Genomic DNA, 22,064 nt, shown 5'->3' on the forward strand with positions numbered 1-22,064 from the left:
CGCTTATCGCGCGGACGCCTTGACGATGATCTGCGCCTGCGTATCGCGCTCGATCTTCTTGAGCACCGGCAGCGCCGCCGCGAAATCGTCAGGCGAACAGACCTGCTTGCCGAAACGCGCCTCCAGCGTGCGCGATACCTGAATCACATTGCTCGACGCGTCGAAGACATAGCGCGAGCGATAGCGAAAAAAGCCGCTCGTCAGGTCGAGATCGTCGGGCACTTCGACCACACGCATCGTCTTCGGTAGCGCGATGTGCGATACCTCGTCGTAAGCGCCGCCCACGCACAAGTACGGCTGCGTGCGCGTGCGCTCCGCAAGCCAGTTCCGCGTCTGCGTGGCGATGCCGCCAGACAGGCTCGTGAGGGCGGGCAACGCGGTCGTGCCGGTCGGCCACACCACATCGTCGAGCGTGCCGCGCAGCGTCGTCGCAAACGGGCCGCTGGTGGCATCGACATCGGTCGTCGTTAGCGCGCCCGCGCCGCGCAGATTCGTATAACGCAAGCGGTCCGCCGCGATCTGATCGCGCCGTTGCGCGCCCGCGAGCCGCAAGTTCATGCGCTCCAGTTCGGCGCTCCATCCCGCGTCCTCGACCCAATAGGCGAACGTCGCTTCGCCTTGCGGGGCGACGTCGATCTGCAGACGCGCCGTGCGTGACACGTCCTGCGTGGCAGGCGTCCGGGACAGCGCGCCGGTATCGACAAGCAGCGTTGGCCGGTCCATATCCGCCAGCGGCAGGAAACCGAACTCGACGCTCGCCGCCGTGCTGTCCGCATACATGCCGAAGTCCGGCAGGTACGTGACGATGTGATTGATCGCGCCCGCGCCGTAGCCCGGCACCGACGGCAGCGAGTAGACCGAGCCGAGCCCGATCAGCGCCGGCTCGTTGCGAATGCCGACCGCGTCGAGCAGCGCGCCGTACAGCGCGACGTGATCCTTGCAGTCGCCGTAACGGTTGGCGAGCACGTCGGTGACGCGATGCGGCACGGCCGGACTCTGCCCGATGAACATCGCCACATAACGGATCGTGCGGCGCACCCAGTCGTACAGCGTTCGCGCCTTCGCGCGGGCGTCGGTGTCGCTGGCCGTGAGCGATTGCGCGAGCGCGCGCACGGCGGCATCGCTCGCGCTGGCATCCGCCGCGGACGCGCGATAACTCGCCGAGAAGCTCGCGTAATCGGGAAACGTCGACACCATCAGCCGGTCGCCGTATTGCGCATAGCCCACCGAGCCGCTTTCGATACGCGCAATCCGCTCGCGGCGGTAATCGAACACGTAGCGCGTGCGGCCATTCGCGGTGACGGGCGCACGCGCGACATAGCCGCGCGTATCGGCGTAGAGCGGTTTCGTCGCGGGAAGATCGAAAACGAGCCGCTGTTCCAGCACCGGCCGCTGTCCCGACTCGACGTAATAGTCGAACTGGCCCGGAATGACCGGACTCGCCTGACTTTTCCGCGAATGCAGATGCACGGTCGAACCGACGCCCACCGCCGGAAAAATCACCGCGCGCAGCTTCGCGTCCTGAAACGTCGGCGCGCCCGCCGAGCGCGGCTCCTGAATGTCGCGGATCTGATCGGGCGATACGTCGTGACGCGCGCCGTTCGCATCGACCGAATACGCCTCGACGATCTCCACGTTCGACACGCTCCGGTCGTACCACACGTAACGCTGCGCGATCTCGTCGACGCCCGCCGGCGTGTTCGCGCGCAGCACGGTGCGGTCGTCCTCGGTGACGGCGCCGTCGTCCGCGACGACGAACGCGTGCACGTCGCTCACGATGGTCGATGGCTCGTCGGCGTCCGGCGCCGGCCCCGCCGCGCCCCACGCGGACAGGGCGACGAAGCACATGGCCAACGCGCACGGAAATCGCATGAAGAACCGGCCCATGTTCGGCTCACGAGGAAACGCGCGAACGTTCATCGTACAGGAGCGCATGGTGCTGCGACATTTTGTATCACGTTGAGATATAATTTCACGCTTCGCCGCGTTTCCATAGCGCGATTCACTGACCTTCCCACAAGAACTTTCGCAGAAAACGTGTCGCGCACCGTCCTCTTCCGCTGGTTACATGGTTTCCTTCCCGCTCCTGTCACGCTCAGATGGACCGAACGGCTGCGCGCCGGCGCGGGCGCGCTGATCGGCATTGCGCTCACGGGCGGCATCGCGCATTTGCTCGTGGGCGATACATCGGCGATTCCCTGGCTGATCGCGCCAATGGGCGCCTCCGCCGTGCTGCTCTTCGCCGTGCCCGCGAGTCCGCTCGCGCAACCGTGGTCGATCATCGGCGGCAATCTGGTGTCGGCGATCGTCGGCGTGACGTGCGCGGCGCTGATCCACGATCCCGTCGATGCCGCCGCGCTGGCCATCGCGCTCGCCATCTGCGGAATGTTCGCGCTGCGCTGCGTGCACCCGCCTTCGGGCGCGGTCGCGCTGACGGCGGTGCTCGGCGGCCCGTCGATCCATTCGCTCGGCTACGGCTTCGTGCTCGCGCCGGTGGAAATCCAGTCGGCGGCGCTGCTGGGCTCGGCCATCGTCTTTCACGCGCTGACGGGGCACCGCTACCCGCACGTCGCGCAGGCGTCGCCGAAGACGCCGGACGGCGGCGGCTTCACGCGCGCCGATCTCGAAGCCGTGCTCGCGCGCCGCAGCGAAATGCTCGACATCGACCCGGACGATCTGGAGGCGCTGCTGCGCGAAACGCAATTGCAGGCGTACGCGCGCCGCTTCACCGAATTCAGTTGCGCGGACATCATGTCGCGCCGCGTGGTGTCCGTGACGCCCGACACGGCGGTCGACGACGCACTTGCGCTGCTTGCGCGGCATCGCGTGAAGGCGCTGCCCGTGATCGACGCGACGCGCCGCGTGCGCGGCATCGTCACGCGGGCCGACCTCGCGCCCGCGCAACGCCTGGCGCCGCGCGATGCCTTCGCGCGCGCCGTCGAACGCATCATGCGCGGGCCGGTGCAAGCGCCGGCGCGCGTCGGCTCGCTGATGACCACCGATGTCTGCACGGTCGACTCGCGCACCGCCATCGCGGAACTGGTGCCGATGTTCGCGGACTTCGGCCATCACCACATTCCGGTGGTCGACAAGGACGAGCGGCTGCTCGGCATGATCACCGAGACCGATCTGATCGCCGGGCTGTATCGCCAGAGCTTCGCGGGCGAGCGCCAAACCGCCTGAGCGCCCGGCGCCTGGAAAACGAATGAAAAACACACGCACGCTCGCCAAGCCCGATTTCGAGCAGTTGTCGGAATTCCGTTATCAGATGCGCCGCTTCGAGCGGTTTTCCGAGCGCGCCGCGCAGGAAGAAGGCATCACGCCGCTGCAATATCTGCTGCTTCTGCATATCAAGGGCTTCCCCGGCCGCGCGTGGGCGACGGTCGGCGAGCTGGCCGAGCGATTGCAGTCGCATCATCATGGCGTCGTGGCGCTCGTCACGCGATGCGAGGCACTCGGGCTCGTGCGGCGTGAGCAGAGCGCGGAGGACCGGCGGCAAGTGCAGGTGCATCTCGAAGAGGGCGGCGAGCAAGTGCTCGCGCGGCTCGCGGCGCTGCATCGCGCGGAGTTGAAATCGCTCGAAGGCGCGTTTCGCGTGCCGCAAATCGATCTATGAGTCTCGCGGAGTTTTCTGGAGTGACAGGCATGAATCATCATAAACGCGACTTTTCCGTGAACGATCGGCTGCTACGCATCTGCGGGCTCGCGGCGATCATCGGCGCGATCAGCACGCTCGCGGCGGTCTTGCTGCTCGCGCTCATCCATCTGTTCACGAATCTGTTCTTCTTCCAGACGTTCTCCATCGAGGACCGCTCGCCCGCGCTGAATACCCTCGGGGTCTGGGTCATCGTGATTCCGGTGATCGGCGGGCTGATCGTCGGGCTCATGGCGCGCTTCGGCTCCGAGAAGATTCGCGGCCACGGCATTCCCGAAGCCATCGAAGCGATCCTCTTCGGCAAGAGCCGCATGTCGCCGAAAGTCGCGGTGCTCAAGCCGCTCTCCTCGGGCATCGTGATCGGCAGCGGCGGGCCGTTCGGTGCGGAAGGCCCGATCATCATGACGGGCGGCGCGCTCGGCTCGCTGATCGCGCAGTGCATCGACGTGACGGCCGCCGAGCGCAAGACGCTGCTCGTCGCGGGCGCGGCGGCGGGCATGACGGCGGTGTTCGGCACGCCGGTCGCGGCCGTTCTGCTCGCGGTGGAACTGCTGCTTTTCGAATGGCGGCCGCGCAGCTTTCTGCCGGTCGCGCTCGCGTGCGCCGTGGCCGGTTTCGCGCGGGCGTTCGTGTTCGGCACGGGCGCGCTCTTTCCGATGCAGACGCAGCCGCCGCACATGATCTCGCTGCTGTCGTGCCTCGTCGCGGGCCTGTTGTCGGGCGTGCTCGCGTCGGGGCTGTCGGCCGCGCTGTACAAGCTCGAAGATCTGTTCGCCAAGCTGCCGCTGCATTGGATGTGGTGGCCGGCCATTGGCGGCGTCGTGGTCGGCATCGGCGGATTTCTGGAGCCGCGCGCACTCGGCGTCGGCTATGACGTGATCGGCGATCTGCTGCATCAGCACATCGCGATTCAGGTCGCGCTGGCAATCCTCACCGTGAAAGCGGTGATCTGGGTCGTGGCGCTGGCATCCGGCACGTCGGGCGGCGTGCTCGCGCCGCTCCTGATGCTCGGCGCGGGCCTCGGCACCGTGCTCGGCGCGGTCCTGCCGGGCCACGACACCGCGCTCTGGCCGCTCGTCTGCATGGCCGCGACGCTCGGCGCGACACTGGGCGCGCCGCTCACCGCCATCGTCTTCGCGTTCGGCCTGACGCACGACAGCAATGCGCTCCTGCCGCTGCTCGCCGCGACGCTCGTCGCGCACGGCTTCGCGACCGTGGTCATGCGCCGCTCGATCATGACGGAGAAGATCGCGCGGCGCGGCTATCACATCTACCGCGAGTACGGCGTGGACCCGCTGGAGCGGCATCACGTGGACGAAGTGATGACGCGCGATGTCAACACCATCGACGCCGCCACGCCGCTCGCCGATGTGCTCGCGCGGCATTTTGGGCCTGAGCAGGCGCATCGGGCGTATCCGGTCGTGCGCGATGGCGCGCTTCTCGGCATGCTGGATCGCGCGGGGCTGGCGGCGCTCGCCGGGGCGTCGCAAGCCGGCACGATCGGCGAGGCGCTCGCGCAAGAGAGCGACGCCGCGCCCGCCGTCGCGCTGCCCGGCGAACCATGCCGTCTCGCCGCGACGCGGCTTGCCGTGCATGAACTGGAACGCTTGCCAGTCGTGACGGACAAGGAATCGATGCGGCTCGTCGGCATCGTCTCGCGCAGCGATCTCGTGAAGCCCGCGCGCGCCCATTTCGACGAAGAGCACCGGCGCGAACGCTTCCGCGGCTTCCGGCGCACTCAGCCCTTGCGCAAGCCCTAAGCGCGCGTCGAAGCGGCGAAGCGGGCGAGGTCCGCACGCAGCTCCGCCAGCGGATGCGACCAGTCGCCGAGATGCGTCTGCCGGTAGAGACGCATCGACGGATACCAGGGCGTGAAGCGCGCGCAGTCGTACCAGCGGCAGTCGCACGCTTGCGCGAGCAGCACGCAGACCGGACGATTCAGCGCGGCGGCGAGATGCGCCGGACCGCTGTCGATCGAAACGATCAGATCCAGCGCCTCGAAGACGCGGCCCGTGTCGCCGAACGTGTGCAGATGCGGCGCGATGTCGGTGACGCCGTGCGTGTGCAGCAGCGCGCGTTCCGCCTCGCTCAGTTCGCCGACTTGCAGTGAGAAGAACTGGCAATTTGCATCGGCGAGCTTTGCAAAGAGGTCGCCGAGTTGTATCGACCGATAAGGCTCGTGCCGCGCACCGCTCGCGCTGCGCCAGATCAGGCCGACCTTCGGGCGCGCGCCGTCCGCCTGCAATAACGCGCTCGCCTCGGACGGCAGAGGCTTCGCGGCATCCAGGCCGATCAGCGCCGCCGGATTCTCCTGCGGCGCGTAAGGCGACGGCTGATAGCGCGCCCACAGATTAAAGACGGTGGCCACGCGATCGCAGCGTTGCGCTTCCTCGGCGCGCGCTTCGACGGTCGGAACCGCGTGACGGACGCGCGCTCGCGGACACACGGCGTCGCGCCAGAAATCGAACAGTTCGATCACGACCTCACGCGCGCCGTCGCGCAGCAGGGCATCCACGTATCGCGAGAAGAGCACGAAATCGCCGAATCCGCCTTCGACGAGCAGCAGCACCGACTTTCCGGCGACCGGTTCGTCCATGCCCAGCATCTTGGGCAATAGCCGCTCGATCCACGCGCTGTCGCCCTTGAATAGCGTGTCGAGGAGCGCCTCGGCGCGCCCGATGTCGCGATTGGTTCGACGCAGTTCGTGCGCTTCGTGATACTTGCCGCGGCTCAGTAGCACCATGATCAGCTCTTCGGTGAGCTGGTAGCGGATCACGTCGGGCAGCGGTTCGAGAAGACCGCGCCTGAGCCACGCCTCCGCTTCGGCGAACATGCCGAGAAAGTTCATATCGATGCCCATCTGCCCCGCCCAGACGCCGCCGGCATCGGGCAGCGCGGCAATCTGGCGGAGCATCGTCTGCGCTTCGGATGCGCGCCCTGCCACGCGTAACGCGCGGACGGTGTCGATATGAATGGGCAATTGGGCGTCGGATTGAATGTGCATTTTTTGAAACGGCGCAAATGACGGCGCATGATGCTAATGCGAGCCGATCTTTTAATGTAATAAAAGGTGCCGATTCAATGATAGGCGCAGTTTGCACGTAATCGACCAATAGACCGACGTTTATTATTCGCGATTCGCGCGCATAGTCGCGCCAATTAATGTCGCCGTGCGACAATCGCCGCCGCCGCCGTGTTAGAGTCGCGCCGCGTCAGCGGCTTACACGCTCGCGCCGATGTCTCACCGTCCCGAACATGCCATGCAATACCTTCGTCAACGCGGCCCGATCATCGCGGGCACGGCCGCGCTTTTTCTTGTCACGCTCGTCGCGAATGAACTGCTGTTTCCGCATTCTGAATATGTGCCGGGCGCCAACTGGATTTATCTGCCCGCCGGCATGCGCTTGCTTTGCACGCTGCTTTTCGGTGAAGCCGGCGCAGTAGGCATGTTATGCGCCGCCTGGGTCAGTTGCGTTTTTCTGTATTTTCCAGACGATCCGGTGCGCTCGCTTTTCTACGGCACGATTTCCGCACTCGCGCCGTATCTCATTTATCTTTTCGCGACCGGCGTGCTGGGATTACGCACATCGCTCTCGAATCTGACGGCGAAGCGTCTTCTCCTGCTCATCCTGCTGTATTCGATCGCCAGTCCCGCGCTTCATCAGATCTGGCTCGCCATGCATGGCGAAGCCGCGGGCGCGGGCAGGCGCTTCGTGGTGATGGTGGTGGGAGATTTGACTGGCAGTCTGATCGTCATCTATACGATCAAGCTGGCGTTGTGGCTGATGGTGACGGTGGCGCCCTTGCGGCGGCGCCTCAGCGAATGAAAAAAAACGCCGCCCGGCAAAAACCGGGCGGCGTCTGTCTCACTGCCTCTCTCATTTCTCTCAGGTTCTCGCGTAAGCAATCGGCTATTTCGCTGCGATTTCATTGCCAACTCGATTGCTTCGCATGATAGCAGTTGCTTATCAGATTGATAAGTTATTTTTGTATACGGAACGTCAGACGCGAACGAGTATGATTCACTGCACCACGTTGACAATTTCCCTGGGCGCTGGAGCAAGCGCAAGACAATGACGAAAAAACCGCTCGTCGACGCTTACTTTCGCTTTCTGAACCTCGCGCAGGCGGTTCAGGCTTTGCCGTCCGTGCCGAAGCTCGACGCGGCCGAGGAACGGCTTCTCGAAGCACTGACCGCGGCCTGGCACGCCGGGCGCACGCTGACGGTCACGGAAACCATGGCGCTGTCGGTGGCCGGTGCGCCCGCCACCGTGCATCGCAAGCTGACGCGCCTGAAACAGCAAGGGCTCGTCACGCTCGACGAAAGCGGCGCGGACCTGCGGACGAAATCGGTCGTGCCGACCGCGAAGGCGCTCGCCTACTTCGAGAAGCTCGCGGCCTGCCTGGAAGAAGCGAAAAAGAAGTAGCGCACGCGCGCCCGACGCGCGGTTTATCCTGTGGCTCCCTGCCTTACCGAAGCGGAAGCCGCACACCATGAAGCTTTTCCAGCCGGACCGCGCGTTCGGCCGGCGCAGTTTTCTGCGCGCGGCCGCCGCCGCGCTGTCCGCGCGCGCCGTCGGCGCATTCGCAGCGGACGCGACCATCGAACCGATGCACAAGCGCCCGATTCCCTCGACCGGAGAAGCCTTGCCCGTCGTCGGATGCGGAACGTGGCGCACCTTCGATGTCGGCGATGACGCCGCCCGCCGCCGCGAACTCGCCGACGTGCTGCGCGTGCTGTTCGCGGCGGGCGGCTCAGTGATCGATTCCTCGCCGATGTACGGCACGTCCGAAGCGGTCGCCGGCGCGCTGCTCACCGAACTGCATGCGCGCGACAAGGCGTTCATCGCGACGAAAGTCTGGACCGAAGGCCGCGAGGAAGGCATCGCGCAGATGCAGCAGTCGATGCAGCGCCTCGCCGCGCCTCGCATCGACCTGATGCAGATTCACAATCTTCTAGACTGGCGCACGCAGCTCGCCACGCTGCGCGACTGGAAGGCCGCCGGGCGCGTGCGCTACATCGGCATCACGCATTACACGTCGGGCGCGTTCCCGCAGGTCGAAGCCGTGTTGCGCGCCGAGCGCGTGGACTTCGTGCAGATCAATTACGCCGCCAACGACCGCGACGCCGAAGCCCGGCTTCTTCCGCTCGCGGCGGAGCGCGGCGTCGCGGTGATCGTCAACCAGCCGTTCGGCGGCGGGTCGCTGCTGGCCGGATTGCGCGGCAAGCCGCTGCCGCCTTTCGCGGCGGAACTCGGTTGCACGAGCTGGGCACAGCTTCTGCTCAAATTCGTGCTGGGCAATCCGGCGGTCACGTGCGTCATTCCGGGCACGGGCCGCCGCGAATACATGATCGACAACGTTCACGCGGGCATCGGCGTCTATCCGGATGCGGCGCTGAAACGGCGAATCCAGCAAGCCGTCGCGTGACGTGCAACGGGAGAGAGGCGATCGATGGGCGATCCGTTCAACCTGCAACGCTTCGTGAGTGCGCAGGAAAGCGTCATCGATGACGTGCGCGCCGAACTGTCGGCAGGCCGCAAGCGCACGCATTGGATGTGGTTCGTGTTTCCGCAGATCGCGGGGCTCGGGCACAGCCAGATGGCGCAGCACTACGCCATTCAATCGCTTGCCGAAGCGCAGGCGTATCTGGCGCATCCGGTGCTGGGCGCGCGGCTCGTCGAACTGACTGGCATCGTCAATGGCGTCGAAGGGCGCAGCATCGAGGACATTTTCGGCTATCCGGATCACATGAAGTTTCATTCGTCGATGACGCTTTTCGCGCGCACCGCGCCCGACGAGCCGATCTTCGACGAAACGCTGCGCCGCTATTTCGACGGCCAGCCGGACGAAGCGACGCTCATGCGCCTGCGCTGATTCGCGGCGACAGGCATGGCCGTTGCAGCGTTCAAACGACCATTTCACTGGAGCCCGACATGAGCCGATCGCTGAAAGTCCACGACCACGTCAGCTGGAACACGCCGCAGGGCGAGACCACGGGCCGCGTGGTGCGCGTCATTTCCGAGCGCACGACGCTCGACGGACACACGGTCAACGCGTCGAAAGACGATCCCCACTACGAAGTGGAGAGCGACAAAAGCGGCAAGCGCGCGGTCCACAAAGGCAACGCGCTCAAGCACATATCGCACTGACTGGCGGAAAAAGGACAAACAAGCGGAGACGCGGTTCATGCAAAAGCCCCGGGAAACGGTCAAACTGCTCCCGCGCCGTCATTGGCGCGTTTTCGCCGAACCGTTTTGCCAAATCTTTTGAGGAATCGATATGAACTTGAAACTCGTGGCATCGCTTCTCGCTTCGTCGGCCATCGGCCTTGCTTCCACGTCTTCGTTCGCGCAGGTCGCGGGCGCCCAGCCGCTCGGCGTCTCCGTCCAGGTCTCGACCGCGATCATCGACGGCTGGAGCGTCAAGAAGTCGATCCTGAACAAGCCCGTCGTCAATGACGAAGGCGCGCGCGTCGGCGTGATCCACGACATCATCATCGCGCCCGACCATTCTGTCTCGTTCGCGATCATCGCGGCCAATCAGTTCCTCGGCGTGTCGCACCACGATGTCGCCATTCCCATCGAACAGTTTGACGTGAAGAACGGCAAGCTCGTGCTGCCGGGCGCGACCAAGGACGCGATCAAGGCGCTGCCCGAATTCCAGTACTCGAAGGTGAAGTCGACGCCGGTGGCGCGCGCCGATTCCGAACATCACTGACCTGGCGATGTAAGCGATAGGAGCGATGCAGCGGCGCGCTTGCCGCTGCATCGCGCGGGTTCATCTCACTGTTCGACGGGATTACCATGTTCAACGCGCTGCTGCTCGACAAACAGGACGACCACACGGTTGCGTCCATTCAGTCAATCGACGAGTCGCGTCTGCCGGCGGGCGACGTGCTTGTGCGCGTCGACTATTCGACGCTCAATTACAAGGACGCGCTCGCGATCACCGGCAAGGGGCCGGTCGTGCGGACGTTTCCGATGGTGCCCGGAATCGACTTCGCGGGTGTCGTCGAGCAGAGCACGCACGCAGATTACCGGCCGGGCGATCTCGTCGTGATGAACGGCTGGGGCGCGGGCGAAACGCATTGGGGCGGCCTCGCGCAGAAGGCGCGCGTGCCGGGCGGGCATCCGATCCCGCTGCCCGCCGGCATCACGACGCGTCAGGCGATGGCCGTCGGCACCGCGGGCTACACGGCGATGCTTTGCGTGCAGGCGCTGGAGCGGCACGGCGTCGCGCCCGGCGACGGCGATGTGCTCGTGACCGGCGCGAACGGTGGCGTCGGCAGCTTCGCGGTGGCGATTCTCGCGAAGCGCGGCTATCGCGTGGTCGCATCGACGGGGCGGCCCGAGGAAGCGGCGCGGCTGCGTGAGCTCGGCGCGGCGGATATCGTCGATCGCCAGACGCTGTCCGCGGCCGGCAAGCCGCTCCAGAAAGAGCGGTTCGCGGCGTCGGTGGATTGCGTCGGCAGTCACACGCTCGCCAACGTCTGCGCGAGCTTGCGATACGGCGGCGCGGTCGCGGCGTGCGGGCTTGCGCAAGGCATGGATTTTCCGGCGACGGTGGCGCCCTTCATCCTGCGCGGCGTCGCGCTGCTCGGCGTCGATAGCGTCTATGTGCCGCGCGAGCGGCGTATCGCGGCGTGGAAAGCGATCGCCGCCGATGTGCCGGTGGAAACCATCGAGCGCGTGGCGAGCGCGATTTCGCTTGCGGACGCGCCGGAAAGCGCGGCGAGTCTGCTGCGCGGTGAGGTTAAGGGGCGGGTGATCGTTGATGTGAATGCGTGAGCGTGGGGGGCATAGAACGCGGTTGTCGTTGACGTGCAGGTTGCGGCGACCGAGCGCGGTGGCGCTTGTGGACGCGCCGGAACCTGCGGTCGAGTCTGCTGCGCGGGGCGGTCAGAGGCCGCGCTACCGTCGATCCGAATGCATAACGAGGGCGGCATCGAACCGCGGTCGCCGCTGACTTGCTGATTGGGACCATGCAGCGCGTCGCACTCGCGGACGCGGACGAAAGCGTCGCGAGTCTGCTGCGCCGCGAGATAAACGTCCGCGCTATCGTCGATTCGAACGCATAACGAAAGCGGTATCGAACGCTGTCGCCGCTGACTTGCCGGTCGCGGCCATCGTGGCGCCGCGAGCCTTCATCGCCGCGAGATTGAAGACCGAGGCTTGGTCAATGTGAACGCGTCAGCGGGGGCGGCATGGAACGCGGTCGCCGCCGACGTGCCGATTGCGGCCATCATGAGCGCCGCGAGCCTTCATCGCCGCAAGATTGAAGGCCGCGTCATAGTCAATGTGAATGCGTGAGCGCGGGGCGGCATGAAACGCCGTCGCCGACTCGCCGGTTGCGGCCATCGTGATTACCGCGAGCCTTCATCGCCGCGAGATTGAAAGGCGCGGCGCACCGCCGCGCGCTTCGTCGCGATCAGAACGTGCTCCACCCGCTGGCATCGCTCGCGGCGACACTCACCGCTTCCTTACGCACCGGCCCACTTCCTGGCCCCTTGCGCCCGACAGCCGGCGCTGGCGCTGGCGCAAACGCAGCCGCCTCAACCGCAGAACCACCCGCTTCAACCGTAAAAAACGCCATCACTTCGTTCAGCTTGCGCCCCTGCTCTTCCAGCGCCTGCGACGCAGCCGCCGCTTCCTCCACGAGCGACGCGTTCTGCTGCGTCACTTCGTCCATCTGCGTGATGGCCTGATTGATCTGCTCGATGCCGCGTCCCTGCTCCGCCGACGCCGCCGCGATTTCCTCCATGATGTCGGTCACGCGCGCGACGGCCTGCGTGACTTCGCTCATCGTCGAGCCCGCCTCGCCCGCGAGCGCGGAGCCGTCGCGCACCTTGTCGACCGAATCCGCGATCAGCTCCTTGATTTCCTTCGCCGCCGTCGAGGACCGTTGCGCCAGGCTCCGCACTTCGGTAGCGACGACCGCGAAGCCGCGTCCCTGTTCGCCCGCGCGCGCCGCCTCGACCGCCGCGTTGAGCGCCAGAATGTTCGTCTGAAACGCGATGCCCTCGATCATGCCGGTGATTTCCGCGATGCGCGCAGAGCTATCGCTGATGCCCTGCATCGTCGACACGACACGGCCGACGACATCGCTGCCCTTGCGCGCGACCTCGGACGCATTGGAGGCCAGCGTGCTCGCCTGCTGCGCGTTGTCCGCGTTCTGACGCACGGTGGACGTGAGCTGCTCCATGCTCGCCGCCGTCTCCTGCAACGACGCCGCCTGCTCTTCGGTGCGCTGGCTCAGGTCGGTATTGCCCATCGCCAGTTCCTTCGCCGCGCCGCCGACCGCCCCGCCGCTTTCGCGCACGCGGCTCACCGTTTCGGTCAGGCGCGCGTTCATCTGGGCAAGCGCGCGAAGCAAATCGCCGGTTTCGTCCTTCGATTCGGCGACGATCCGGCTGCGCAGATCACCGCGCGCCACGGTCTGCGCGATCCCGACTGCTTCAGTGATCGGCGCCGTGATCGAGCGCGTGACCGCGATGCCGGCGCACACGGCGAACAGCCCGCCGAACACGCACAGCGCGAGCAGCACGTTGCGCTGCGTCCGATAGTTCGCCTCGAAATCGCGCACGATCTCGTCGCGGCGCACGCTCGTGTACGTCGCGTAATCTTCGGTGGCTTTCACGAGGCGCGCGAGGAGCGGCCGGCAGTCGTCGTCCAGCTTGACGATGGCCTCGTCGTGACGGCCCGCGAGCGCGAGCGCCTCGATGGCGGTCGCCACGGGCCCGTAGAGCGCCTCGACCCGCGTCATCTCGGCGACGAGGCTGCGCGCCTCCTCGCTCGCATCGGTCGCGGAGGCGATCATGTCCTGCAATTGCTTGAGGCGCGTCTGCACGTCCTGGTGCGCCCGTTCGACGTCCGCTTTCTCCAGTTCGAGATCGGCGGGCTTCGTGACCAGCACGAGATTGCGCGCCGCGATCGCGCGGCGGTCTACGGCGGCGCGGATCTGCGCGGCCACGTCGGCGCGCGCGTTGATGCCGTGCACATAGTGCGCGAAGCCGTCCGTGGTGGTGGAGAGGGCGCGCAGCGACATGCCTGCGACTAGTACGAGCAGCACAGCGAGCAGCCCGAAGCCGGCGATGAGCTTGTTTTTGATGGTGATGTTGCGGAGATTCACGGTGGGCTCTCTCAGGTCCGGAAGAATCGTTGTTTGCTTGCGACTTCACGCTCTTCGGCGCGAAAAAAGCACGCGCGAACGTTTGCTTTCCGTCGCGTCGCGGCGCTCTGGTTCTTGATTACGGCGCAGCGGCCGCGCGTCTGAAGGGCTGGACCGGCTTATGGTCGATATTCTGTTCATGGGATGCCGGTTGCGCGATTGGCGATAATGACGCCTTTCTTCCTCCACTTCGCCCATGACCGATCCGCTCGATATCCGCACGCCTGAATTCGACGCTGCCCTGCGTGCGCTGCCCGCCGCGCCCGCTTCCCCCGACGTCGCCACCGACGAGACCTATTGGGACGCCGTGCGCGGACTGTATCGGCAGACGGATGCGGTCATCAATCTTGAGAACGGCTACTGGGGCGCGATGGCCGAGCCGGTGAAATCGGTATTCCATTACTGGATCGACCGCCTGAATTACGAGACGACGACGCTCGTGCGCCCGCATTGGGGCGCCATTCACGACGGCCTGCGCGCACGCGTCGCAGCGGCGATGGGCTGCGGCGTCGAGGAAATCGAACTGACGCGTAACGCGACCGAGGCGCTGCTCGCGCTCATCAGCGGCTATAACCGCCTCGCGCCGGGCGACACCGTGCTTTACAGCGACCTCGACTACCCGTGCGGCAAGGACGCGATGGAATGGCTGCGCGAGCGGCGCGGCGTCACGCCGGTGCGGATCACGATTCCCGAACCGCACGAGCATGACGACTTCCACCGAGCGGTGATCGAGACGTACGCCGAGGCGCTGCGCGCGCACCCGCGAACGCGGCTCGTGCTGCTCTCGCACGTCTGCTTCGCGACCGGCCTCGTGATGCCGGTGGCGGAACTGTCGGCGCTGGCTCGGCAGGCAGGCGCGGACGTGATCGCCGATGCCGCGCATTCCTGGGGCGCGCTGGACTTCGACGTGCCCGCGCTCGACGTGCCGTTCGCCGCGCTCAATCTGCACAAGTGGATCGGCGCGCCGCTCGGCTGCGGCGCGATCTACATCCGCAAAGGACACCTCGACGCCGTCGATCCGTATCTCGGCGACCGCACGTGGCCTGCCGACGACATTCGCTCGCGCGTGCATACCGGCTCGCCGAACTTTGCCGCGTGGCTCACGGTGCCGGCGGCGTTGGATTTACACGCGCGCATCGGCGCCCATGCGAAGGAAGCGCGTCTGCGGGCGCTGCGCGATGCGTGGGTGAAGCCGGCGCGCGCGCTGCCGGGCGTGCGTATCCTGACGCCGGACGATCCGTCGATGACGGCCGGCATCACCGCTTTCCGGGTCGACGGCCACAGCGCCCGCGCGACGTGCGATGCGCTGCGCGAACGCTTCGGCATCTTCACCGTGACGCGGCCCGGTCCCGACGCAGGCGATGTGGTGCGCGCGACGCCCGCGCTCTTCTCGCGGATGTCGGATGTCGGGCGGCTGGGCGAGGCGCTCGGCGTGTTGTCGCGGGAAAGGAAGTAGGCGGCTGGGGTCTAGCTGCCGATCGATGGAGCGTCCAGCCGTGCCGTCAGGACGTCCGGCGCATTGAAGGCTGGCGCCCCGACCTCCACCGCGAGCAACAAGCTAGGCCGACTCACCTTCGCTCCCCCCACACCGCGCATCCAGCCGCGCGACCAACTCCCCCAGCGCCTCCGAGCAAGGCGCTTCCACCTTTAGCGCGAGCAGCGAATCGGCGCGCGTCTTGCCGATGTTAATCGCCGCGATCGGCTTGCCGCTTTTCGCGGCCCACTCGCAGAAGCGGTAGCCGGAATACACCATCAGCGAGGAGCCGATCACGAGCATCGCGTCCGCGCCGTCGAGCGCGCTTGCCGCATCCTGCACGAGCTCGCGCGGCACGCCCTCGCCGAAGAACACCACGTCCGGCTTGAGCAGCCCGCCGCAATGCGTGCAGCCTGGCACCTCGAACGCGCCGAAATCCAGGTCTTCGATCAGCGCGTCGCCGTCCGGCACCGCAGGCGCGGTGTAATCGACAAATTCGGGATTGGCGGCTTCCAGCAAGCGTTGCACGTCGGCCCGCTCGTGCCGCGCGCCGCAGTCCATGCAGCGCACGCGGCCGATGTTCCCGTGCAATTCGATCACGTCCGCGTTGCCGGCGCGCGTGTGCAGTCCATCGACGTTCTGCGTTACCAGCCGATGCACGCGCGAGCGCGCAGCCAGCGCCCGCACCGCGTGATGCGCCGCGTTGGGCCGCGCGCCCGCCACCACGGGCCAGCCGATCAGACTGCGCGCCCAGTAGCGCCGCCGCGCGTAGTCGGAGCCGAGAAAGTCCTTCAGCAGAATGGGCGCGCGGCCGGTGCGCTGGCCCTCGCGATCGCGATAACAGGGAATGCCCGACTCGGTGCTGATACCCGCGCCGGAAAGTACGAAGAGCCGCGGATGCCGCTCGACAAAGTCATGAAGTGAAAGCACGTGCCGTCCTCGGGCGCCTGACGCGCGGTGGTTGCCGGTGCGATATCTTCGAAATATAAGGCGAAACGCCGGCCGATGCACCGGCCTTACCACTTCGCTGTTTTTGGAATTGGCTTGACCAAAAGGCGGCGCGCCGATAGATTGACATGCTGCCCGATTTCACCTCATTCGAACGAGAGACACGATGCTGACCGTCATCTGCGAGACACCCGGAACCCTCAAGGCCGAAGAACGCGCCAAGCCGCAGCGCGCCGAGAACGAAGTGCTGCTGCGCGTGAAGCGCGTCGGCGTGTGCGGCACGGATTTGCACATCTTCACCGGGAATCAGCCGTATCTGTCGTATCCGCGCGTGATGGGCCACGAGTTGTCCGGCGTGATCGAGGAAGCCGACGCAGCCAGCGGTCTCAAATCCGGCGATACGGTCTACGTGATGCCGTACCTGTCGTGCGGCAAGTGCATTGCGTGCCGTCAGGGCAAGACCAACTGCTGCGTGAACATTCAGGTGCTGGGCGTGCATCGCGACGGCGCGTTCACGGAATATCTGAACCTGCCCGCGCAATTCGTCCATAAGGCCGAAGGCGTCACGCTCGATCAGGCGGCGATGGTCGAATTCCTCGCGATCGGCGCGCACGCCGTGCGTCGCGCGGACGTCCAGCCGGGCCAGCGCGTGCTGGTGGTCGGCACCGGGCCGATTGGCATGGCGGCGCTCACGTTTGCGCGGCTGCGCGGCGCGAAAGTCACGGCGCTCGATACGCGCGAAGACCGCCTCGCCTTCTGCAAGCGCGAACTGAAAGTGGATGCGACCGTGCAGATCGGCGAGCGCGACAAGGAAGAACTGTCGCAACTGACGGACGGCGAGTTCTTCGACGTGGTGTTCGACGCGACCGGCAATTCGCGTGCGATGGAGCGCGGCTTCGAGTTCATCGCGCATGGCGGCAAGTACGTGCTCGTGTCGATCGTGCCGGATCGCATCTCGTTTGCCGACCCCGAGTTTCACAAGCGCGAAGCGACGCTGCTCGCGAGCCGCAACGCGACGCCCGAAGACTTCGAGACGGTGTTGGCCGCGATGCGCCGCGGCGACGTGCCGACCGACGCGCTCAACACGCATCGCATGGCGCTCAACGACGTGCCCGCGCGGTTTTCGTCGCTGTTGGATCCGAAGGCGGGCGTCGTGAAGGCGATCGTGGAGTGCTGAGGCGCTGCTGACGCACTACTGAGGCACTACTGACGCACTACTGCGGCCGGCTGCGCACGTAACGCGGCCGGCCCTGATCGTCGTGCCACGGCTCGGCGGTCCTGCACCAGATTTCATAGGCGGGCGGATACAGCCCGATCTCGTCGAAGATGCCGGTCGGCACTTCGATTTCCGCGACGCCATCGAACGCGAGATAGACCGGCGAACCGCACGCCGGACAGTGATGACGGCGGCCCGTCGGCGAGCTTTGCCACGCGATGGTGTCGCCCGAAACGTCCACTGCATCGCGCTCGAAAATCGCGTACACGCCGAACGGCGCGCCGTGGATGCGGCGGCATGTCATGCAGTGGCAGAGATTCACGTCCTTCGGCTCGGCGAAGACACGCACGCGAACTGCGCCGCAGGCGCAGTGGCCTTCGTGGATGGCATCGCGGTTCATGTGTCGCTCCCGGTTTTTGGCGGCTTGTCGCGTTCAACGTACGACGTATCCGCGATTCTGCATGCACTCGCTGTAGGCGCGACAGTAGCGGACCATCGGCGGCGTAAGCCCGGGCGCTGACAAGCTCGACGTACGAAGTATCCGCAATTCCGCATGCCTTCGCTGTAGGCCCGCCAGCAGCGGACCATCGGCGGCGTAAGCCCGGGCGCACTCATGCACTCAGACGCTCAACGCACGAAGTATCCGCGGTTCTGCATGCACTCGCTGTATGCGCGCCAGTAGCGGGCCATCGGCGGCTCGGGCGGCGGAAGCGGCGGCATCTTCATGTCGCCGCCATAGAGCGCGTCGGATGCGCCGCTCGCCATTCCGGGCATGGCCGGCATGCCCGCCATCCCACCCATTCCGCCCGCGCCGGACGCCGGCATCGCCGCCGACGCGCCGCGCGGCGCCGACGCGCCCGCGACCCTCGCCGCCGATGCCCCCGACGCGGCAACAGCGCCCGACGCGCCCGAAGCCGGCGACGCAGCCGATGCCGCCAGCGCGCCCGATGCGGTCGGCGGCAGCGGCGGCTCGACGGGACGCGGCGGGCTCATCGTGCGCGTGTCGGCCGTGCTCTGCTTCGGCGCGCTCTGCGACTCGCGCGCCATGTTGACCTTCGTCGTCTGATTGGCGTACGCATAGCAGGCGGCGTTATCGACGGCCTGTTGTCCGGCGCTCTGGCTGCGGCCGGGCAAGCTCAGCGGTTGCTGCGCGAGCGCGGCGCAGGAGCCGGCGAGCAAGGCGATTCCCGCGAGATGTGAAGGTTTCATTGACGTGCGTTCCCCGATGCGGTGTTTTTAGTCGTTGCAGTTCGCGCGCCGCCGCACGTCGCCGCGCGAATGGCCGCGAGTCTGCGCCGGGCCTGCTGTCAAGGATACCGTCATCCCGAACCGCGCCACGCCAGAAGCACCGGCATCTTCCGCCAAAATCCGCGCGGGCAAAGCCGCCGCCGCGTCAGGACCCGCGGTGCGATGCCGATCGCGCGCAGCCGCGCGAGCACGTCATCGGCGTAGATCCTGTCATCGTTGCGTTGTCCGCGAGCGCCACACCCGCGAAGGAAGCTGGGCTCGCTCGCTAGCAGCATCGCGGCAAGTCTCGATTCTCGCTTTCCCCGTTGAAAGCCCGATTGTTCCGGCGCGCGGCGCGCATACGTGTGACCGTGGACGACGCGACACCTTGCGCATCGACAGCAAAAGCGCGGGCAGGTCCGCTGCTTGCTTTGAAGAACGCAAAGCACAGAACATTGGGAGAACGAGATGAGACCCACTATTGGGGCAGCGGCACGACTGGCGGCGATGCTGGCCGGTGCCACGTTTGCGTTGGCGGCAAGCGCGCAGAATCCGACGGCGAAACCGGAAGGACACCCGAACGGTCAGCAGAACGTTCAGCCCAACCAGACAAAACCCAGCAGGCTCGACAACGACAGCACGCCTGCCTATCAGGAACAGAACGCCACGGCGCCGGCGGTTGCAGCCGCGCAGGCAAGCGGCGCGCTGCGGACCACTCCGGGCAAGACATCGTCAGGTAAAGGGCCTGCGCCTAAGCGCCCGAACGGCCTCGGCTTCGACAGCGACGCGGGCAGCATGGGCAAGAAGCCCTGATCGTTTGAACGATGCAAGCGGCGTGACGCCGCTTGCATGCCCCGTTCACTTCGACTTGTCCGGCCACGGCCAGGTCATGTAGCGCGACGGCTTTTGCTTCTCGCCCGTTTCTTCGCTCTTCTCCGCCCCCGGCGCGTCCTCGCGTGCAGCATGCGCGGGCGCCGCGCTTTCGGCAACGTCAGGCAAGTCTTCGCCGAACCACGGAACTTCGCCGCGCCGCTCCTCCACGTACGCGCGCCAGCCCGCCAGATTATCTTCGAAGAGATCGTGCTTCACGGTGTTCGCGAGCATCGGATGATTCAGCGACGCGTCGAGCAGCGCCTTCGGCCATACGAAGAACGCCCCCGATGCGCGCCGAATGAAATCGCGCGGCGACATGTCCGCATCGACGAAACCGAGCAGCGTGAAGCCCGCGAGTGCGTCGTTGCCGCGCACCGCGTCGCCGATGCTCGCGTACTCGTCGGCGCATTGGCTCAGGCAAAACACCGTCTCCAGCACATCGCCGAGATGCAGCAGCAAGGCGCGTCGTTCGTAGGGGTCTGGTATCGAAGGCGCTTGATTCGTCATTCGCTCGTTCCTTCCGGTAGAAGATGAAATGCGGGCGGCGCGCGTCGTCTGACGCACACCGCGTTCATCCCGATTCTAGCGAACCTCGCGTCCGAATCCGACCCGTGCGTGCGTCGGCGTTAGCGGCACATGCGGTACGGGCCCATGTCGACGTGAAAGTGCGTCTTGTGAAGCGCGTTGTAGTCCGGGCCGAGCGTGGCGTCGAACGAACGGCACGCGCCGTCGTGGACGCGGCGCAGGAACGCGGCATCCGGCGAGCCGGCGTCGTCCCAGCGCGCAAGCGTGATGCGTCGTCCGTTCGCGAGCACGAAGCCCGTCAGGTCGATGGCGTTCGCGCTCGCATGCTGACTCAACGCCGCGTCCTTTTGGTGATTCACGTTGCGGCACGCGTAGCTGCCGACGTGCTCGATGCGCGTCACGGGTTCGCCGAATATGTCGAGAGCGGCGGGCTGAAGATACTGATGCTCGAAGAGCGCCATGCCGAGCGCGAGCGGACACGTGGCGAGAAACGGCGCGCTGAAGCGCACGTCGCCGGATTGCGTGACGCGCACGACGTCCTTCAGTTCGCAGCCGCCCGGCCCGGACGTATCCGCGATCGGTCGATACTTAAGGCCCGACTGGGCGAGCGCGGCATCGCAGAGTTGCGGGTCGCGTGTCGTGCGCCAAAGCTTGAATGCGGTCAGCGGGCCGGGCGGCGCGCGCACGTCGAGCGGGGCGAAGGGATCGTAGCGTTCCGGCACGGCGATGCGCCGCGTGTACACGCCGTAGCCGAAAACGAGCGCCGCGATGAACGCGAGCAGCATCAGCCATCGGATGAGTCGCCCGATCACCCCGCTCTCCGCACGTCTGCGCGCTGCACGTCAACCGGCGGGATGCGAGGCGTCCGTCGCGCTCGCCTGCACGCGCTCTGCGAGCTTCGCGTCGTAGCTCGAATGGATGTGCGTGCGCTTCTTGTCCGGATACGCGTATGCATACGCCTTACGCAACGCGAGCGACGCTTCGTGAAAGCCCGAGAGAATCAGCTTCTGCTTGTTCGGATAGTTCGCGATATCGCCGACCGCGAAGATGCCGAGCCGCGACGATTCGTAGTTCGACGTATCGACTTCGATGCGCCCGCCGCGAACGTCCAGATTCCAGCCGGCGATCGGCCCGAGATCCGCGACGAGCCCATACAGGACGACAAGCTTGTCCGCTGCGATATCCGTCGTGCCTTCGACGTGCTTAATACGGACCGCGCGCAATGCGCCATCGGGCGCGTCGAGCGAATCGATCATGCCGACGACGAAGTTCATCTCGCCCGCCTCGACCTTCGCCTTCATCGCCGCGACGGACGCCGCCGCCGCCGAAAAGCCATTGCGCCGATGCACGAGCGTCAGCTTGCGCGCGACGCCGGCGAGTGCGTTGGCCCAATCCAGCGCCGAATCGCCGCCACCCGCAATCACGACGTCGCGGTCCTGAAAATCCGCGATGCGCGCGACGCTATAGAGCACGTCGCGCCCTTCGAGCGACACCGCTTCCGGCACGAGCAGACGCTGCGGCACGAACGCGCCGTTGCCCGCCGCGATCAGGATGGCGGCGACATCGAAGGTCATGCCTTGTTCGGTACGCACCGTCCAGCGGTGATCGTCGCGCTGCTCGACGGACTGCACGCGCTGGTCTAGATGGATCGGCACGTCGAACGGGCGAATCTGCGTGAGCAGCCGGTCCACCAGTTCTCGCGCGGTGCATGACGGAATGGCGGGAATGTCGTAGATCGGCTTGTCCGGATACAGCTCGATGCATTGCCCGCCGATGCGCCCGAGCGCATCCACGATACGGCACGAGAGCCCGAGGACGCCGGCCTCGAACGCGGCGAAGAGGCCCACGGGGCCCGCGCCTATGATCAATACGTCGGTTTGAATGGTGCTGCTCGATGCGTTCATGTAATCGCCTTCCGTTGTGCCAACCAACATGCGCTGCCAGCATTCAACAGTCCACGATACAGAAAGCGTCTG

At 66.2% G+C, this 22,064-nt stretch carries 22 protein-coding genes; 13 read left to right on the forward strand and 9 right to left on the reverse strand.

The features are described from left to right. Nucleotides 1–3: 3 nt before the first annotated feature. The gene (locus GV035_RS04170; protein ID WP_236572424.1) at nucleotides 4–1,848 is read right to left on the reverse strand and encodes a DUF3857 domain-containing transglutaminase family protein; all 1,845 of its coding nucleotides are present in this window, start codon (nucleotides 1,846–1,848) and stop codon (nucleotides 4–6) included. Nucleotides 1,849–2,037: 189 nt separating this feature from the next. Between GV035_RS04170 and GV035_RS04175 the strand changes: the two genes are divergently transcribed. From GV035_RS04175 to GV035_RS04185, 3 genes are read left to right on the forward strand one after another with little or no spacing between them, the layout of a single operon-like run. After that, nucleotides 2,038–3,183 carry an HPP family protein gene (locus tag GV035_RS04175; RefSeq protein ID WP_159833661.1) on the forward strand — a complete coding sequence of 382 codons (1,146 nt, stop codon included), beginning with the start codon at nucleotides 2,038–2,040 and terminating at the stop codon, nucleotides 3,181–3,183. A 22-nt stretch (nucleotides 3,184–3,205) separates the two neighbouring features. Then, nucleotides 3,206–3,616, forward strand: coding sequence for a MarR family winged helix-turn-helix transcriptional regulator (locus GV035_RS04180; protein ID WP_159833664.1), 411 nt, complete (start codon nucleotides 3,206–3,208; stop codon nucleotides 3,614–3,616). Nucleotides 3,617–3,645: 29 nt separating this feature from the next. Further along, complete coding sequence (locus GV035_RS04185) at nucleotides 3,646–5,415, forward strand: chloride channel protein (RefSeq protein WP_159833666.1); 1,770 nt, start codon at nucleotides 3,646–3,648, stop codon at nucleotides 5,413–5,415. On the opposite strand, the gene GV035_RS04190 is transcribed toward GV035_RS04185, so the two are convergent. After that, nucleotides 5,412–6,659, reverse strand: coding sequence for a glycosyltransferase family 9 protein (locus GV035_RS04190; protein WP_159833668.1), 1,248 nt, complete (start codon nucleotides 6,657–6,659; stop codon nucleotides 5,412–5,414). The genes GV035_RS04185 and GV035_RS04190 overlap by 4 nt on opposite strands. Before the next feature lie 256 nt (nucleotides 6,660–6,915). Here GV035_RS04190 and GV035_RS04195 point away from each other — a divergent pair, with 256 nt between their 5' ends. From GV035_RS04195 to acuI, 7 genes are all read left to right on the forward strand, one after another. After that, nucleotides 6,916–7,482, forward strand: a complete 567-nt coding sequence (locus tag GV035_RS04195; RefSeq protein WP_159833670.1) for a hypothetical protein — start codon at nucleotides 6,916–6,918, stop codon at nucleotides 7,480–7,482. Between the two features lie 246 nt (nucleotides 7,483–7,728). Beyond that, entirely contained in the window at nucleotides 7,729–8,082 is a 354-nt protein-coding gene (locus GV035_RS04200) for a winged helix-turn-helix domain-containing protein (protein ID WP_159833672.1), read from the forward strand. A gap of 67 nt (nucleotides 8,083–8,149) precedes the next feature. Further along, nucleotides 8,150–9,085 carry an aldo/keto reductase gene (locus tag GV035_RS04205; RefSeq protein WP_159833674.1) on the forward strand — a complete coding sequence of 312 codons (936 nt, stop codon included), beginning with the start codon at nucleotides 8,150–8,152 and terminating at the stop codon, nucleotides 9,083–9,085. Between the two features lie 24 nt (nucleotides 9,086–9,109). Then, nucleotides 9,110–9,532 carry a DUF1810 domain-containing protein gene (locus GV035_RS04210; RefSeq protein WP_159833676.1) on the forward strand — a complete coding sequence of 141 codons (423 nt, stop codon included), beginning with the start codon at nucleotides 9,110–9,112 and terminating at the stop codon, nucleotides 9,530–9,532. Between the two features lie 59 nt (nucleotides 9,533–9,591). Continuing rightward, nucleotides 9,592–9,807, forward strand: coding sequence for a DUF2945 domain-containing protein (locus tag GV035_RS04215; RefSeq protein WP_159833678.1), 216 nt, complete (start codon nucleotides 9,592–9,594; stop codon nucleotides 9,805–9,807). A gap of 130 nt (nucleotides 9,808–9,937) precedes the next feature. Further along, nucleotides 9,938–10,375 carry a PRC-barrel domain-containing protein gene (locus GV035_RS04220; RefSeq protein ID WP_159833680.1) on the forward strand — a complete coding sequence of 146 codons (438 nt, stop codon included), beginning with the start codon at nucleotides 9,938–9,940 and terminating at the stop codon, nucleotides 10,373–10,375. A gap of 86 nt (nucleotides 10,376–10,461) precedes the next feature. Next, nucleotides 10,462–11,445: an acrylyl-CoA reductase (NADPH) gene (gene acuI, locus GV035_RS04225; RefSeq protein WP_159833682.1), complete on the forward strand. Its 984-nt coding sequence runs from the start codon at nucleotides 10,462–10,464 to the stop codon at nucleotides 11,443–11,445. Nucleotides 11,446–12,085: 640 nt separating this feature from the next. Here the strand turns inward: acuI and GV035_RS04230 are convergent. Beyond that, complete coding sequence (locus GV035_RS04230; RefSeq protein WP_159833684.1) at nucleotides 12,086–13,786, reverse strand: methyl-accepting chemotaxis protein; 1,701 nt, start codon at nucleotides 13,784–13,786, stop codon at nucleotides 12,086–12,088. A 235-nt stretch (nucleotides 13,787–14,021) separates the two neighbouring features. Between GV035_RS04230 and GV035_RS04235 the strand changes: the two genes are divergently transcribed. Continuing rightward, nucleotides 14,022–15,281 (forward strand): aminotransferase class V-fold PLP-dependent enzyme, encoded by a 1,260-nt coding sequence (locus GV035_RS04235; RefSeq protein ID WP_159833686.1) that lies wholly within the window; start codon nucleotides 14,022–14,024, stop codon nucleotides 15,279–15,281. A gap of 102 nt (nucleotides 15,282–15,383) precedes the next feature. Here the strand turns inward: GV035_RS04235 and GV035_RS04240 are convergent, their stop codons facing one another. Beyond that, nucleotides 15,384–16,229: an NAD-dependent protein deacetylase gene (locus GV035_RS04240; protein WP_159833688.1), complete on the reverse strand. Its 846-nt coding sequence runs from the start codon at nucleotides 16,227–16,229 to the stop codon at nucleotides 15,384–15,386. Nucleotides 16,230–16,413: 184 nt separating this feature from the next. On the opposite strand from GV035_RS04240, the gene GV035_RS04245 reads away from it, so the two are divergent. Beyond that, nucleotides 16,414–17,424, forward strand: coding sequence for a zinc-binding alcohol dehydrogenase family protein (locus tag GV035_RS04245; RefSeq protein ID WP_159833690.1), 1,011 nt, complete (start codon nucleotides 16,414–16,416; stop codon nucleotides 17,422–17,424). Nucleotides 17,425–17,461: 37 nt separating this feature from the next. Here the strand turns inward: GV035_RS04245 and GV035_RS04250 are convergent, their stop codons facing one another. Together GV035_RS04250 and GV035_RS04255 are read right to left on the reverse strand one after the other, a co-directional pair. Beyond that, complete coding sequence (locus GV035_RS04250) at nucleotides 17,462–17,863, reverse strand: GFA family protein (protein ID WP_159833692.1); 402 nt, start codon at nucleotides 17,861–17,863, stop codon at nucleotides 17,462–17,464. Nucleotides 17,864–18,090: 227 nt separating this feature from the next. Next, nucleotides 18,091–18,672 carry a hypothetical protein gene (locus GV035_RS04255; protein ID WP_159833694.1) on the reverse strand — a complete coding sequence of 194 codons (582 nt, stop codon included), beginning with the start codon at nucleotides 18,670–18,672 and terminating at the stop codon, nucleotides 18,091–18,093. A 486-nt stretch (nucleotides 18,673–19,158) separates the two neighbouring features. Here GV035_RS04255 and GV035_RS04260 point away from each other — a divergent pair, with 486 nt between their 5' ends. Continuing rightward, nucleotides 19,159–19,503, forward strand: coding sequence for a hypothetical protein (locus GV035_RS04260; protein ID WP_159833696.1), 345 nt, complete (start codon nucleotides 19,159–19,161; stop codon nucleotides 19,501–19,503). A gap of 45 nt (nucleotides 19,504–19,548) precedes the next feature. On the opposite strand, the gene GV035_RS04265 is transcribed toward GV035_RS04260, so the two are convergent. The 3 genes from GV035_RS04265 to GV035_RS04275 all read right to left on the reverse strand — a co-directional run bounded on the left by GV035_RS04265 (nucleotide 19,549) and on the right by GV035_RS04275 (nucleotide 21,992). Next, entirely contained in the window at nucleotides 19,549–20,070 is a 522-nt protein-coding gene (locus tag GV035_RS04265) for a hypothetical protein (RefSeq protein ID WP_159833698.1), read from the reverse strand. 119 nt (nucleotides 20,071–20,189) lie between these two features. Beyond that, complete coding sequence (locus GV035_RS04270; protein ID WP_236572425.1) at nucleotides 20,190–20,900, reverse strand: extensin-like domain-containing protein; 711 nt, start codon at nucleotides 20,898–20,900, stop codon at nucleotides 20,190–20,192. Nucleotides 20,901–20,930: 30 nt separating this feature from the next. Then, nucleotides 20,931–21,992: an NAD(P)/FAD-dependent oxidoreductase gene (locus tag GV035_RS04275; protein ID WP_159833700.1), complete on the reverse strand. Its 1,062-nt coding sequence runs from the start codon at nucleotides 21,990–21,992 to the stop codon at nucleotides 20,931–20,933. Nucleotides 21,993–22,064: the final 72 nt, after the last annotated feature.

It is taken from the genome of Burkholderia sp. 8Y (assembly GCF_902506145.1).
Taxonomy (GTDB): Bacteria; Pseudomonadota; Gammaproteobacteria; order Burkholderiales; family Burkholderiaceae; genus Caballeronia.